The following is a 13,287-nucleotide window of genomic DNA, read 5'->3' as shown; positions in this document are numbered from 1 at the left end:
TCAGCAAGTGTAATGCATAGGGTTACATCGTGAAATGCGCGGGAATGTTAACGGCTGTTACAACCGCGTCGGTTAATTTTCGAAGCTGCTCAGGCGTTATACTGTACGGCGGCATCAGGTAGATAAGCTTGCCGAAAGGCCGCACCCAGACGCCCTGCTCAACGAAGAAGCGCTGCAGCGCCGCCATATTCACCGGATGGGTGGTTTCAATCACGCCGATGGCGCCCAGCACGCGCACGTCCGCCACGAAATTCGCGCCCGAGGCGGCGCTCAGCTCGTCTTTCAGCTGCGCCTCAATCGCCGCAACCTGCGTCTGCCACTCGCCGCTCTCCAGAATGGCGAGGCTTTCGCTTGCGACGGCGCAGGCCAGCGGGTTGCCCATAAACGTCGGGCCGTGCATAAAGCAGCCCGCCTCGCCGTCGCTGATGGTGTCGGCAACCTGACGGGTCGTGAGCGTGGCGGAGAGCGTCATGGTGCCGCCGGTCAGCGCTTTACCCAGACACAGAATATCCGGGGCGATACCCGCATGCTCGCAGGCAAACAGCCTGCCGGTGCGGCCAAAGCCGGTGGCGATCTCATCGGCAATCAGCAGAATGCCCTCGCGGTCGCACATCCTGCGAATGCGTCTCAGCCATTCCGGATGGTACATCCGCATTCCGCCTGCGCCCTGCACAATCGGCTCCAGGATCACGGCGGCGATTTCATGGCGATGCGCCGCCATCAGCCGGGCGAAACCGATCATGTCCATCTCGTTCCACTCGCCGCCGAAACGGCTCTGCGGGGCCGGGGCGAACAGGTTTTCCGGCAGGTAGCCCTTCCACAGGCTGTGCATGGAGTTGTCCGGATCGCACACCGACATCGCCCCGAAGGTATCCCCGTGATAGCCGTTGCGGAAGGTGAGGAAGCGCTGGCGCGTTTCACCCTTCGCGTGCCAGTACTGCAGCGCCATTTTCATCGCCACTTCCACCGCCACGGAGCCGGAATCGGCCAGGAAAACGCACTCCAGCGATTCAGGCGTCATCGCCACCAGGCGACGGCATAAATCTACCGCGGGCTGATGGGTGATTCCGCCAAACATCACGTGCGACATCTGGTCAATCTGGGCCTTCATCGCCGCATTCAGACGCGGGTGGTTGTACCCGTGAATGGCCGCCCACCACGAAGACATCCCGTCAACGAGCTGTTCGCCGCTGGCGAGGTGCAGCTCGCAGCCGTGGGCCGAGGCCACCGGATAAACGGGAAGAGGGCGGGTAGTGGAGGTGTAAGGGTGCCAGATATGCTGCTTGTCGAAGGCGAGATCGTCCTGGGTCATAATCGACTTGTAAACCATTTTGAAAAGTTTTAGGTTTACGAGTATAAACCGAACCGAAAATTAACAAAACCCTTTGGAGAAGCCCGATGGCTCACCACGCACGCTGGACGATGTCGCAAGTCACTGAATTATTCAATAAACCTTTCCTTGAGCTGATGTTCGAAGCCCAACAGGTGCATCGTCAGCACTTCGATCCGCGCCATGTTCAGGTCAGCACGCTGCTGTCGATCAAAACCGGTGCCTGTCCTGAAGACTGCAAATATTGCCCGCAGAGCGCGCGCTACAAAACCGGCCTGGAGTCCGAACGGCTGATGGAAGTGGAGCAGGTGCTCGACTCCGCTCGCAAGGCGAAAAACGCCGGTTCAACCCGCTTCTGCATGGGCGCAGCGTGGAAGAACCCGCACGACCGCGACATGCCGTATCTGGAGCAGATGGTGAAGGGCGTGAAGGAGATGGGCCTCGAAGCCTGTATGACGCTCGGCACGCTGAACGAGGAGCAGGCGCAGCGCCTCTCCGCCGCAGGGCTGGACTACTACAACCATAACCTCGACACCTCGCCGGAATTTTACGGCAACATCATCACCACGCGGACCTATCAGGAGCGTCTGGACACGCTGGATAAGGTGCGCGACGCGGGGATCAAGGTCTGCTCGGGCGGAATTGTCGGCTTAGGCGAAACGGTGAAAGACCGCGCGGGCCTGCTGCTGCAGCTGGCAAACCTGCCGACCCCGCCGGAAAGCGTGCCGATCAACATGCTGGTGAAGGTTAAGGGAACGCCGCTGGCGGACAACGACGACGTGGATGCGTTTGATTTTATCCGCACCATCGCGGTGGCGCGCATCATGATGCCGACCTCTTTCGTGCGCCTCTCTGCTGGTCGCGAGCAGATGAACGAGCAGACCCAGGCGATGTGCTTTATGGCCGGAGCCAACTCCATCTTCTACGGCTGCAAGCTGCTGACCACACCGAACCCGGAAGAGGACAAAGACGTTCAGCTGTTCCGCAAGCTGGGGCTTAACCCACATCAGACCGAAGTGCTGACGGGCGATAACGAGCAACAGCAGCAGCTGGAGCAGCAGATTTTCAACGCCGACACCGACCAGTTCTACAACGCGGCAGCCGTATGACCTGGCAGGCACGCATTAATACCGCGCTGGACGAACGCCGGGCGGCAGAGGCTTTTCGCGTTCGCAGGGTGGTGGAAAACGGCGCGGGCCGTTTTCTTACCCGCGAGGGGCGGCAGTTTTGTAATTTCTCCAGCAACGACTATCTCGGGCTGAGCCAGCATACTGCCATCATCCGCGCCTGGCAGCAGGGTGCGGAGCGGTTTGGCGTGGGCAGCGGCGGCTCGGGACACGTCAGCGGATATACCACCGCGCATCAGGCGCTGGAAGAGGCGCTTGCCGACTGGCTCGGCTACCCGCGCGCGCTGCTGTTCATCTCCGGCTTTGCCGCCAACCAGGCGGTCATTACCGCACTCATGGGAAAAGAGGACCGTATTGTCGCCGACCGCCTGAGCCACGCCTCGCTGCTGGAGGCGGCAAATTTAAGCCTGGCACAGCTGCGCCGCTTTGCCCATAACGATGCGGGGCAACTCGCCGCGCTGCTGGATAAACCCTGCGACGGACAGCAGCTGGCGGTCACCGAAGGCGTGTTCAGCATGGACGGCGACAGCGCGCCGCTTGCCGCGCTGCACGAGGCCGCAAAGCGGCAAAACGCCTGGCTGCTGGTTGACGATGCCCACGGCATTGGCGTAATGGGTGACGAAGGTCGCGGCAGCGCGCATCAGCAGAACGTAAAGCCGGAGCTGCTGATTGTCACATTCGGCAAAGGCTTTGGCGTCAGCGGCGCCGCCGTGCTGTGCAGCGAGTCCGTCGCCGACTATCTGCTGCAGTTTGCCCGACACCTGATCTACAGCACCAGCATGCCCCCGGCGCAGGCCGTGGCGCTGTCTGCGTCGCTGGCGGTGATCCGCAGCGCGGAAGGGGATGAGCGTCGTCAGCGGCTGGCAGAGCATATCTCCCGCTTCCGCAAGGGGTTAGCGGCGCTGCCCTTCCACAGCCTCGATTCGCAAAGCGCCATCCAGCCGGTGATTGTCGGCGAAAACGGCCGCGCGCTGGCGCTGGCACAGGCGCTGCGCGAGCGCGGCATGTGGGTGACCGCCATTCGCCCGCCAACGGTCCCGCCGGGCACCGCGCGGCTGCGTTTAACCCTGACGGCGGCGCATGAGGCTCGGGATATCCAGACGCTGCTGGAGGCGCTCCATGACGCCGGTGAATAAGCAGGCTGTTGCGGCGGCATTTGGCCGGGCCGCGCAGAGCTATTCGCAGCACGATGAGCTGCAGCGTCAGAGCGCGCAGGGGCTTCTGGCCGCGCTTGGCGAGAACCGTTTTCCGCAGGTGCTGGACGCCGGCTGTGGTCCCGGCAGCAACAGCCGCTACTGGCGCGGGGCGGGAAGCCAGGTCACGGCTATCGACCTCTCAGAGCAGATGCTCGACGAGGCGCGTCAGAGGCAGGCAGCGGATCGCTATCTGCTGGCGGATATCGAGGCGATCCCGCTGGCGGATGCGCAGTTCGATCTGGTCTGGAGTCATCTGGCGGTCCAGTGGTGCAGCAGCCTGCCGCAGGCCTTGCGCGAGCTTTATCGCGTGGCGCGACCGGGCGGGAAGGTGGCCTTTACTACCCTGCTGGAAAGTTCGCTGCCGGAGCTGAATCAGGCGTGGAAAGCGGTGGATGAGCAGCCGCACGCTAACCGCTTTTTATCGCATGACCAGGTGACGCAGGCGCTGTCAGGCTGGCGCTACCGCAGCACGGTGCAGACCATCACCCTCAATTTTAGCGATGCGTTCAGCGCGATGCGCTCGCTGAAGGGCATCGGGGCCACGCACCTGCATGCCGGGCGGGAAAAAAAACCGCTGACCCGCGGCCAGCTGCAGCGTCTGGAGCTGGCCTGGCCGCAGCAGCGGGGTCATTTCCCGCTCTCTTATCAACTTTTTCATGGGATTATCGAACGTGAGTGAACGTTATTTTGTCACCGGAACGGATACGGAAGTGGGCAAAACGGTGGCCAGCTCGGCGCTGCTGCAGGCGGCGCGAAAGCTTGGGAAAAACACCGCCGGATATAAGCCGGTTGCTTCCGGCAGCGAGATGACGGCGGAAGGGTTACGCAACACCGATGCGCTGGCGCTCCAGCGTAACAGCACGCGTGAACTTGCCTATTCAGCGGTCAATCCGTACACTTTTGCCGAGCCGACCTCGCCGCACATCATCAGCGCTGACGAAGGTCGTCCGATTGATTTCACCGTGCTGTCAGCCGGGTTACGGACGCTGGAAAGCCAGGCCGACTGGGTGCTGGTGGAAGGTGCAGGCGGCTGGTTTACGCCGCTTTCGGACACGCAGACGTTTGCTGACTGGGTGCAGGCCGAGCAGCTTCCGGTTATCCTTGTCGTTGGCGTGAAGCTGGGCTGTATTAACCATGCCATGTTGACCGCACAGGCCATTCAGCAGGCGGGATTGCCCCTGGCGGGCTGGATAGCCAACGACGTGGTTGCGCCGGGGAAACGACACCAGGAGTATCTGGCGACGCTCAGGCGCGTACTTCCCGCCCCGTGCCTCGGGGAAATTCCCTGGCTTGCTGACGGCGTGGAAAATGCCGACACCGGGCGTTATCTCGATCTCAGCGTCTTGCTTCCCGCGACATCCAGTGCGCGATAAGCTCGTCATCCAGCTCGTTAACGTGGCCCTGCGCCACGTTACGCCCGCGATAGAGCATGCAGAAACGGTCCGCAACCCGGCGGATAAACGACAGCTGCTGCTCCGCTAATAGCACCGTCATACCTAACTCCCGGTTTAAGCGCACCAGCAGCTGCCCCAGCTTCTGGGCGAAGCTGTGTCCTGCGCCGTGCAGAGGCTCATCGAGGATCAGCAGGTGCGGACGGTTCACCAGCGCATTAGCCAGCGCCAGCTGGTACTGGTCGTCCGGAGAGAGCGTGTTCGCACGGGCCTGTCGCAATGCGTAGAGCGCCGGAAACAGGTCGTAAACGTCACTTTTCGCTTCCGGGTTGGGTTTCCCCATCGCCCGCATGGCGATATGCAGATTCTCCTCAATCGTTAACTGGGAGAAGATCCGCCTGTCCTGAGGGACATAGCCTATCCCCGGTCCTGAGCGCTGTTCTGGCGGCAGGTTAAGCAAGTCTCGCGGCGGCGCGCCCGCCTCGTGCCAGATGATGCTGCCGCTTTCAACGGGCACTCTCCCGGCGATGCAATTCATAAGGGTGGTTTTCCCCATCCCCGGCAGGCCAACGACGCCTGTACACATCCCTCGCGGAAAATCCAAATTCACGTTCCATAGCGTATGTTGGCTTCCGTAAAACTGATTCACAGCACGCAGACTCAACATCTTTTTCTCCTTAAAAATGTGTGTAGGTGAGGCTCGTGTTTGAATCTGCAAAACCCCTGCCAGAAACCGAAAAGTGTTCAAAAAAACGGCTTTTTTAGGAATAAGTCACCAGAGAGGGGCTGAGAAAAAAGGGAATTGCACACCGACGGTGCTGGAGGTGGTGAGTTGTGGTGCAGAACCCGAAATGATGAAAATGTGAACAAGATCCCATCGGTTGGTTATGAATGACGCAACTGTTAATCATCAAAAAATAGCTATAAAAATTTTTTACTGCCGTCTCGTGGGAAAAACCGGGAATTTGCCGAGCGCCAGTCTGTATGGGCTGGAAGCAGTTATCCACTATTCCTGTGGATAACCATGTGCATTAGAGTTAGAAAACACGCGATAAGCGAGAGAAGACGCGGCTTACGCCCAAATTGGCGCGAAACGCGGCTTTAGAAAATATCGTTTATTATTTAAATGCTTAGATAAAAGCAATTCCCGTCATGAAAGTGTCACCCGTTGCCACAAAACTATCATTACCTGGCTTGACAAATGTTAAAAAAGAAAAAGTTCTGGGGATAACCTGATCTGACTGGTGTTTTATATTGTCACAGTCCAAATTTTGGCCGCTATCGCGCTAATCATTCAGGCGCTATGCTAAATATCCTGACATGTCACTGGTTTTTCATCCAGTATTTTTTACTGGCATTCCTGGCAACAACGAGTAAAATTACTCACCTGCCGCTTATAACGTCATCAGGTTGTCGCCCATGAGTAAACCGTTCAAATTGAATTCTGCTTTCCGTCCATCTGGCGATCAGCCTGAGGCGATCCGTCGTCTGGAAGAGGGGCTGGAAGACGGGCTGGCGCACCAGACGCTGCTGGGGGTAACCGGCTCGGGTAAAACGTTCACCATCGCCAACGTGATTGCGGATCTCCAGCGTCCAACGATGGTGCTGGCACCCAACAAAACCCTGGCCGCACAGCTTTACGGCGAGATGAAAGAGTTCTTCCCGGAAAACGCGGTGGAGTATTTCGTCTCCTACTACGACTACTACCAGCCTGAAGCCTACGTGCCGAGCTCTGACACCTTCATCGAGAAGGATGCCTCGGTGAACGAACACATCGAGCAGATGCGTCTGTCGGCCACGAAGGCGCTTCTGGAGCGTCGCGATGTGGTCGTCGTCGCGTCGGTTTCCGCGATCTACGGTCTGGGCGATCCGGATCTCTATCTCAAGATGATGCTGCACCTGACGCAGGGGATGATCATCGACCAGCGCGCCATCGTCCGTCGTCTGGCAGAGCTGCAGTACGCCCGTAACGATCAGGCGTTCCAGCGCGGGACTTTCCGGGTGCGTGGTGAAGTGATCGACATCTTCCCGGCGGAATCGGACGATATGGCGCTGCGCGTCGAGCTGTTTGACGAAGAGGTTGAACGCCTGTCGCTCTTCGACCCGCTGACCGGACACATTGAATCAGTGATCCAGCGCTTCACCATCTACCCGAAAACGCACTACGTGACGCCGCGCGAGCGTATCGTGCAGGCGATGGAAGAGATCAAAGTGGAGCTGGCCGAGCGCCGTAAGGTGCTGCTGGCGAACAATAAGCTGCTGGAAGAGCAGCGTCTCAGCCAGCGTACCCAGTTCGACCTTGAGATGATGAACGAGCTCGGCTACTGCTCCGGCATTGAAAACTACTCGCGCTTCCTCTCCGGACGCGGGCCGGGCGAGCCGCCGCCGACGCTGTTTGATTACCTTCCGGCAGACGGTTTGCTGGTAATCGACGAATCCCACGTCACGATCCCGCAGATCGGCGGGATGTACCGCGGTGACCGGGCGCGTAAAGAGACGCTGGTGGAGTACGGCTTCCGCCTGCCGTCAGCGCTGGATAACCGTCCGATGAAGTTTGAAGAGTTTGAGGCATTAGCGCCGCAAACCATTTATGTCTCGGCCACGCCGGGCAACTACGAGCTGGAGAAATCCGGTGAAGACGTTGTCGATCAGGTTGTGCGTCCGACCGGGTTGCTCGACCCAATTATTGAAGTTCGTCCAGTGGCTACGCAGGTGGACGATCTGCTCTCTGAAATTCGCGCCCGTTCCGCCATCAACGAGCGCGTGCTGGTGACCACGCTCACCAAGCGTATGGCGGAAGACCTCACCGAGTATCTCGAAGAGCACGGCGAGAAGGTGCGCTATCTGCATTCGGATATCGACACCGTGGAGCGCATGGAGATTATTCGCGATCTGCGTCTGGGCGAGTTTGACGTGCTGGTGGGGATCAACCTGCTGCGAGAAGGTCTGGACATGCCGGAAGTCTCGCTGGTGGCGATTCTGGATGCGGACAAAGAGGGTTTCCTGCGTTCCGAGCGTTCGCTGATCCAGACCATTGGCCGCGCCGCGCGTAACGTCAACGGGAAAGCGATTCTGTACGGTGACAAAATCACCCCGTCGATGGCGAAAGCGATTGGCGAAACGGAGCGCCGCCGCGAGAAGCAGCAGCGCTACAACGAAGAGCACGGCATTACCCCGCAGGGGCTGAACAAGAAGGTGGTGGATATTCTGGCGCTGGGTCAGAACATTGCCAAAACCAAAGCGAAAGGTCGCGGCAAGGCGCGTTCAGTGGTGGAAGAGGATACCGTCGTGCTGACGCCGAAAGCGCTGCAGCAGAAAATCCACGAGCTGGAAGGGCAGATGATGCAGCACGCGCAGAACCTGGAGTTCGAAGAGGCGGCGCAGATCCGCGACCAGCTTCATCAGCTGCGGGATCTTTTCATCGCGGCATCGTGAGTAAAGCGTTGTTTTCTCCCTCTCCCTGTGGGAGAGGGCCGGGGTGAGGGCATCAGGCCGCACAAAACGAACCTAGCCCAGCGCCTGAATCGCCTTCTCCAGCGCCTCGCGCAGCAGGTGACGGTCATGGCGATACTTAATGTCACTCGCTTCCAGCGGCTCCTGCACCACCACGCGGTCGCCAATACCCGACACATCCACCTTCGGCCCGACCACGACGCCGTCGATAATTTTTTTACCGACGTACTGCTCCATTAATTCAAGTTTATCTGCCAGCGACAGGCTCGCCGCCGCCGGACTCAGTTCACGCCCCAGGTTACCGATGTAAACCATCGGGGCAGGGGTGCGGCGCAGCGCCTGCGCCAGCTCTTTCACCAGCAGAATGGGCATCAGGCTGGTATAAAAACTGCCCGGACCGATCAGGATAAGATCCGCTTCTCCGATGGCCTCCACCGCTTCTCGCGTGGCGTGTACGCTCGGATAGGTCATTAACTCCGTGGGCGGCAGGATGAGCTGGTCGATATTCACCTCGCCGTAAACTTCATGCCCTTCGGCGTCGATGGCCATCAAGTCAACCGGTTGTTCAGACATGGGGATCAGGAATGCGTCCACTTTGAGCAGATTACGGATTAAGTTGATGGCTTCCAGAGGCCTTACGCTCAGGTGATCGAGCGCCTTTAACATCAAATTTCCGAGGTTATGTCCGGAAAGTTCGCCATTACCGCCAAAACGGTACTCAAACATCGCCGACGCGACGCTTGGCTCGGTAATTAACTGGTTCAGGCAGTTGCGCATGTCTCCCCAGGCAATACCGCCTTCGGCACGACGAATGCGTCCGGTTGAGCCGCCGTTGTCGGTGGTAGTTACTATCCCTGTCAGCCTTGAGCCGAGTGACGACAAAGAGGACATAACCCGGCCTAAGCCGTGTCCTCCGCCAAGAGCGACCACTCGGTCAAGATCCGCAAAAGTGCGATTGCGCATACGTATTCCTTATCACGTTCGATCGCGTAACAGTAACCTAACTACCCCTAAAAGACGATGCCTCACCCGACGCAAAATGACGTATATCAATGTGAAAATGCGGTTTTTAGGTATTCTGTAGCGAAAATGCAGGATTGATTCGCTATATACGTAACTATATAGCGAAAGGCGATAATGGCGTCGTGAGAATTTCCGCGCTACTATCGCCCTAACCACGTTTTCAAAATTGAAAACATACACTCTAGCCCTTGTGCCTGTGTCGAAAGATATGGCGCTCTGGCCGTGGCGAATTTGCCACCAGGGTACAGAAAGAAATGACTGTGCCTCCCGATCTGGAAAGGTGTACATGGCTTCACAACTTACTGATGCTTTCGCGCGTAAGTTTTATTACTTACGTCTGTCGATTACCGATGTGTGCAACTTCCGTTGCACCTACTGCCTGCCCGATGGCTACAAACCGGGCAGCGTCACCAATAACGGCTTTCTCTCCGTGGATGAAGTGCGCCGCGTCACGCGCGCCTTCTCTGAGCTCGGCACCGAAAAAGTGCGTCTGACCGGCGGCGAACCCTCTCTGCGCCGCGATTTCCCCGACATCATTGCCGCCGTGCGTGAAAACGAACGTATCCGCCAGATTGCGGTGACCACCAACGGTTACCGCATGGCGCGCGACGTGGCGAACTGGCGCGATGCGGGGCTGACGGCGATCAACGTCAGCGTCGATAGCCTGGACGCCCGTCAGTTCCACGCCATTACCGGCCAGGATAAATTTCAGCAGGTCATGGACGGCATCGACGCCGCGTTCACGGCGGGCTTCGAAAAAGTCAAAGTCAACACGGTACTGATGCGTGATGTGAACCACCATCAGCTGGACACCTTCCTGGCGTGGATTAAATCACGCCCCATTCAGCTGCGTTTTATTGAGCTGATGGAAACCGGCGAGGGCAGCGAGCTGTTCCGTCGCCATCACATCTCCGGCATGGTGCTGCGCGACGCGCTGCTGAAACGCGGCTGGATCCATCAAATCCGCCAGCGCAGCGACGGCCCGGCGCAGGTCTTCTGTCACCCGGATTATGAGGGTGAGATTGGGCTTATCATGCCTTATGAGAAAGACTTCTGCGCCAGCTGCAACCGCCTGCGCGTCTCCTCCGTTGGCAAGCTCCATCTTTGCCTGTTCGGCGACGGCGGCGTGGACCTTCGCGATCTGCTGGAAGACGATGCACAGCTGGCCGCGCTTGAAGCACGCATTTCTGACGCGCTGACGCATAAAAAACAGACCCACTTCCTGCATCAGGGCAATACCGGTATTACTCAGAACCTGTCCTACATCGGCGGGTAATCAGGCTTAAGAAGGAATCAGAAGATGAGTCAGGTAAGCGCAGAATTTATCCCGACACGCATTGCTATCCTTACCGTTTCCGACCGCCGTGGCGAAGAGGATGATACCTCTGGCCACTGGCTGCGCGAGGCGGCCCATGACGTGGGGCATCACATCGTCGATAAAGCGATCGTGAAGGAGAACCGCTACGCCATTCGCGCTCAGGTTTCGCAGTGGATTGCCAGCGATGAGGTGCAGGTGGTGCTGATCACCGGCGGCACCGGCTTTACCGCAGGCGATCAGGCCCCTGAAGCGCTGATCCCGCTGTTTGACCGCGAGGTGGAAGGCTTCGGCGAAGTGTTCCGCATGCTCTCCTTTGAAGAGATTGGTACCTCCACGCTCCAGTCGCGCGCCGTTGCCGGGGTGGCTAACAAAACCCTGATTTTCGCTATGCCGGGCTCGACCAAAGCCTGCCGCACCGCGTGGGAAAACATCATCGCCCCGCAGCTGGACGCCCGTACCCGTCCGTGTAATTTCCATCCCCATTTAAAGAAATAAGCTATGTCACAACTGACCCACATTAACGCCGCCGGCGAAGCGCATATGGTGGACGTCTCCGCCAAAGCGGAAACGGTGCGCGAGGCGCGCGCGGAAGCGTTTGTCACCATGCTGCCGGAGACCCTGGCGATGATTATCGACGGCAGCCATCACAAGGGCGACGTCTTTGCCACCGCCCGCATCGCCGGTATTCAGGCCGCCAAACGGACCTGGGATCTCATTCCACTGTGCCATCCGCTGATGCTGAGCAAGGTGGAAGTGAACCTGCAGGCGCAGCCGGAACATAATCGCGTGCGCATTGAGTCACTCTGCCGCTTAACCGGCAAAACCGGCGTGGAGATGGAGGCGCTGACGGCGGCCTCAGTCGCCGCGCTGACCATCTACGACATGTGCAAAGCGGTGCAGAAAGATATGGTGATTGGCCCGGTTCGCCTGCTGGCAAAAAGCGGCGGCAAATCCGGTGATTTTAAGGTGGATGGCCATGATTAAGGTGCTCTTTTTTGCGCAGGTGCGCGAGCTGGTGAATACCGACAGCCTGACGCTGGACGCGTCCTTCGAAAACGTCGCGGCCCTGCGCGCGCATCTGGCGGCACAAAGCGACCGCTGGGCGCTGGCGCTGGACGAAGGCAAGCTGCTGGCCGCCGTTAACCAGACGCTGGTGGAGTTCACCCATCCGCTGAACGCAGGGGATGAAGTGGCCTTCTTCCCGCCGGTTACGGGAGGCTAAGATGGCTGAAACCCGAATTCTGGTGAGCCCCGAGCGTTTTAACGTAGGGACAGAGTACAGCTGGCTGGCGGAACGCGATGAAGACGGCGCGGTCGTCACCTTCACCGGCAAAGTGCGCAACCACAATCTCGGTGACAGCGTGAAGGCGCTGACGCTGGAGCACTATCCGGGGATGACCGAGAAATCGCTGACGGAGATTGTCGACGAGGCGCGAGGCCGCTGGTCGCTCGGGCGCGTTACGGTGATCCACCGCATCGGCGAGATGTGGCCTGGTGAAGAGATTGTCTTTGTGGGTGTGACCAGCGCGCACCGCAGCAGCGCGTTTGCGGCAGGGGAGTTCATTATGGATTACCTCAAAACCAAAGCGCCGTTCTGGAAGCGCGAAGCCACGCCGGAAGGCGATCGCTGGGTGGAGTCTCGCGACAGCGATAAACAAGCCGCAAGCCGTTGGTAGTCGGTTTACGTGGATGTGTTAATCTTAACGTGTGTGTCTACTTAATCTTAATCAGGAGTGAATCATGGACCGATTTCCGCGTTCCGATTCAATAGTACAGCAGACCCGTAGCGGCCTGCAGACGTATATGGCTCAGGTGTACGGCTGGATGACGGTTGGCCTGCTGCTTACCGCGTTTATCGCGTGGTATGCGGCGAACACGCCTGAACTGATGATGTTTATCTTCTCCAGCAAAATTACCTTCTTTGGGCTGATTATCGCGCAGCTGGCGCTGGTGTTTGTGCTTTCTGGTCTGGTGCAAAAGCTCAGTGCCGGAATGGCGACCACGCTGTTTATGCTCTATTCGGCGCTGACCGGGCTGACGCTTTCCAGTATTTTCATCGTCTACACCTACTCCTCCATCGCCAGCACCTTTGTGGTGACCGGCGGGATGTTCGGCGCGATGAGCCTGTAAGGTTACACTACGAAGCGCGATCTGAGCGGCTTCGGCAGCATGCTGTTTATGGGGCTGATTGGGATTGTGCTGGCGTCACTGGTGAACCTGTGGCTGAAGAGCGACGCGCTGATGTGGGCCGTGACCTACATCGGGGTGGTGATCTTTGTTGGGTTGACGGCGTATGACACCCAGAAGCTGAAAAACATCGGCGAGCAGATCGACGTACGCGACAGTTCGAACCTGCGCAAATACGCGATTCTGGGCGCGCTGACGCTGTATCTGGACTTCATCAACCTGTTCCTGATGCTGCTGCGGATTTTAGGCAACCGTCGCTAAG

At 58.6% G+C, this 13,287-nt stretch carries 13 protein-coding genes, 1 pseudogene and 1 riboswitch; of the genes and pseudogenes, 11 read left to right on the top strand and 3 right to left on the bottom strand.

The window, feature by feature from the left end; translation table 11 throughout:
• Window positions 1–22: 22 nt before the first annotated feature.
• Complete coding sequence (gene bioA, locus UTM25_RS15855; protein ID WP_414146755.1) at window positions 23–1,312, bottom strand: adenosylmethionine--8-amino-7-oxononanoate transaminase; 1,290 nt, start codon at window positions 1,310–1,312, stop codon at window positions 23–25.
• Window positions 1,313–1,398: 86 nt separating this feature from the next.
• Between bioA and bioB the strand changes: the two genes are divergently transcribed.
• Genes bioB through bioD form a run of 4 tightly spaced genes read left to right on the top strand, consistent with a single transcriptional unit; the run spans window position 1,399 to window position 5,026 of the window.
• Entirely contained in the window at window positions 1,399–2,439 is a 1,041-nt protein-coding gene (gene bioB / locus UTM25_RS15850; protein WP_033144975.1) for a biotin synthase BioB, read from the top strand.
• Window positions 2,436–3,593, top strand: coding sequence for an 8-amino-7-oxononanoate synthase (gene bioF, locus UTM25_RS15845; protein ID WP_194399867.1), 1,158 nt, complete (start codon window positions 2,436–2,438; stop codon window positions 3,591–3,593). Before bioB ends, bioF begins: the two co-directional genes overlap by 4 nt.
• Window positions 3,577–4,332 carry a malonyl-ACP O-methyltransferase BioC gene (gene bioC / locus UTM25_RS15840; protein WP_194399868.1) on the top strand — a complete coding sequence of 252 codons (756 nt, stop codon included), beginning with the start codon at window positions 3,577–3,579 and terminating at the stop codon, window positions 4,330–4,332. The genes bioF and bioC overlap by 17 nt, the downstream gene beginning before the upstream one ends.
• Window positions 4,325–5,026: a dethiobiotin synthase gene (bioD, locus tag UTM25_RS15835; RefSeq protein WP_194399869.1), complete on the top strand. Its 702-nt coding sequence runs from the start codon at window positions 4,325–4,327 to the stop codon at window positions 5,024–5,026. Before bioC ends, bioD begins: the two co-directional genes overlap by 8 nt.
• Here bioD and UTM25_RS15830 read toward each other — a convergent pair.
• Window positions 4,989–5,711 (bottom strand): ABC transporter ATP-binding protein, encoded by a 723-nt coding sequence (locus UTM25_RS15830; protein ID WP_194399870.1) that lies wholly within the window; start codon window positions 5,709–5,711, stop codon window positions 4,989–4,991. The two genes, bioD and UTM25_RS15830, sit on opposite strands and share 38 nt — an antisense overlap.
• A 752-nt stretch (window positions 5,712–6,463) precedes the next feature.
• On the opposite strand from UTM25_RS15830, the gene uvrB reads away from it, so the two are divergent.
• Window positions 6,464–8,479, top strand: coding sequence for an excinuclease ABC subunit UvrB (uvrB, locus tag UTM25_RS15825; protein ID WP_109846300.1), 2,016 nt, complete (start codon window positions 6,464–6,466; stop codon window positions 8,477–8,479).
• Between the two features lie 72 nt (window positions 8,480–8,551).
• On the opposite strand, the gene yvcK is transcribed toward uvrB, so the two are convergent.
• Complete coding sequence (yvcK, locus tag UTM25_RS15820) at window positions 8,552–9,460, bottom strand: uridine diphosphate-N-acetylglucosamine-binding protein YvcK (protein WP_194399871.1); 909 nt, start codon at window positions 9,458–9,460, stop codon at window positions 8,552–8,554.
• 225 nt (window positions 9,461–9,685) lie between these two features.
• A riboswitch (molybdenum cofactor riboswitch) is annotated at window positions 9,686–9,819 on the top strand.
• On the opposite strand from yvcK, the gene moaA reads away from it, so the two are divergent.
• The 6 genes and pseudogenes from moaA to UTM25_RS15790 all read left to right on the top strand — a co-directional run bounded on the left by moaA (window position 9,807) and on the right by UTM25_RS15790 (window position 13,286).
• Window positions 9,807–10,796, top strand: a complete 990-nt coding sequence (moaA, locus tag UTM25_RS15815) for a GTP 3',8-cyclase MoaA (protein WP_194399872.1) — start codon at window positions 9,807–9,809, stop codon at window positions 10,794–10,796. Its footprint overlaps the riboswitch before it by 13 nt.
• Window positions 10,797–10,820: 24 nt before the next feature.
• Window positions 10,821–11,333 (top strand): molybdenum cofactor biosynthesis protein B, encoded by a 513-nt coding sequence (moaB, locus tag UTM25_RS15810; protein WP_194399873.1) that lies wholly within the window; start codon window positions 10,821–10,823, stop codon window positions 11,331–11,333.
• A 3-nt stretch (window positions 11,334–11,336) separates the two neighbouring features.
• On the top strand, window positions 11,337–11,822 hold the full coding sequence (gene moaC, locus UTM25_RS15805) for a cyclic pyranopterin monophosphate synthase MoaC (RefSeq protein WP_194399874.1): 486 nt from the start codon (window positions 11,337–11,339) through the stop codon (window positions 11,820–11,822).
• Window positions 11,815–12,060 (top strand): molybdopterin synthase sulfur carrier subunit, encoded by a 246-nt coding sequence (gene moaD, locus UTM25_RS15800; protein ID WP_023310854.1) that lies wholly within the window; start codon window positions 11,815–11,817, stop codon window positions 12,058–12,060. Before moaC ends, moaD begins: the two co-directional genes overlap by 8 nt.
• Before the next feature lies 1 nt (window position 12,061).
• Entirely contained in the window at window positions 12,062–12,514 is a 453-nt protein-coding gene (moaE, locus tag UTM25_RS15795; protein ID WP_194399875.1) for a molybdopterin synthase catalytic subunit MoaE, read from the top strand.
• Between the two features lie 64 nt (window positions 12,515–12,578).
• Window positions 12,579–13,286: pseudogene (locus UTM25_RS15790) on the top strand (Bax inhibitor-1 family protein).
• Window position 13,287: the final 1 nt, after the last annotated feature.

The organism is Enterobacter sp. 61D5 (assembly GCF_034107965.1).
Lineage (GTDB): Bacteria > Pseudomonadota > Gammaproteobacteria > Enterobacterales > Enterobacteriaceae > Enterobacter > Enterobacter cloacae_M.
This window is presented reverse-complemented; position numbering and strand designations above follow the sequence as displayed.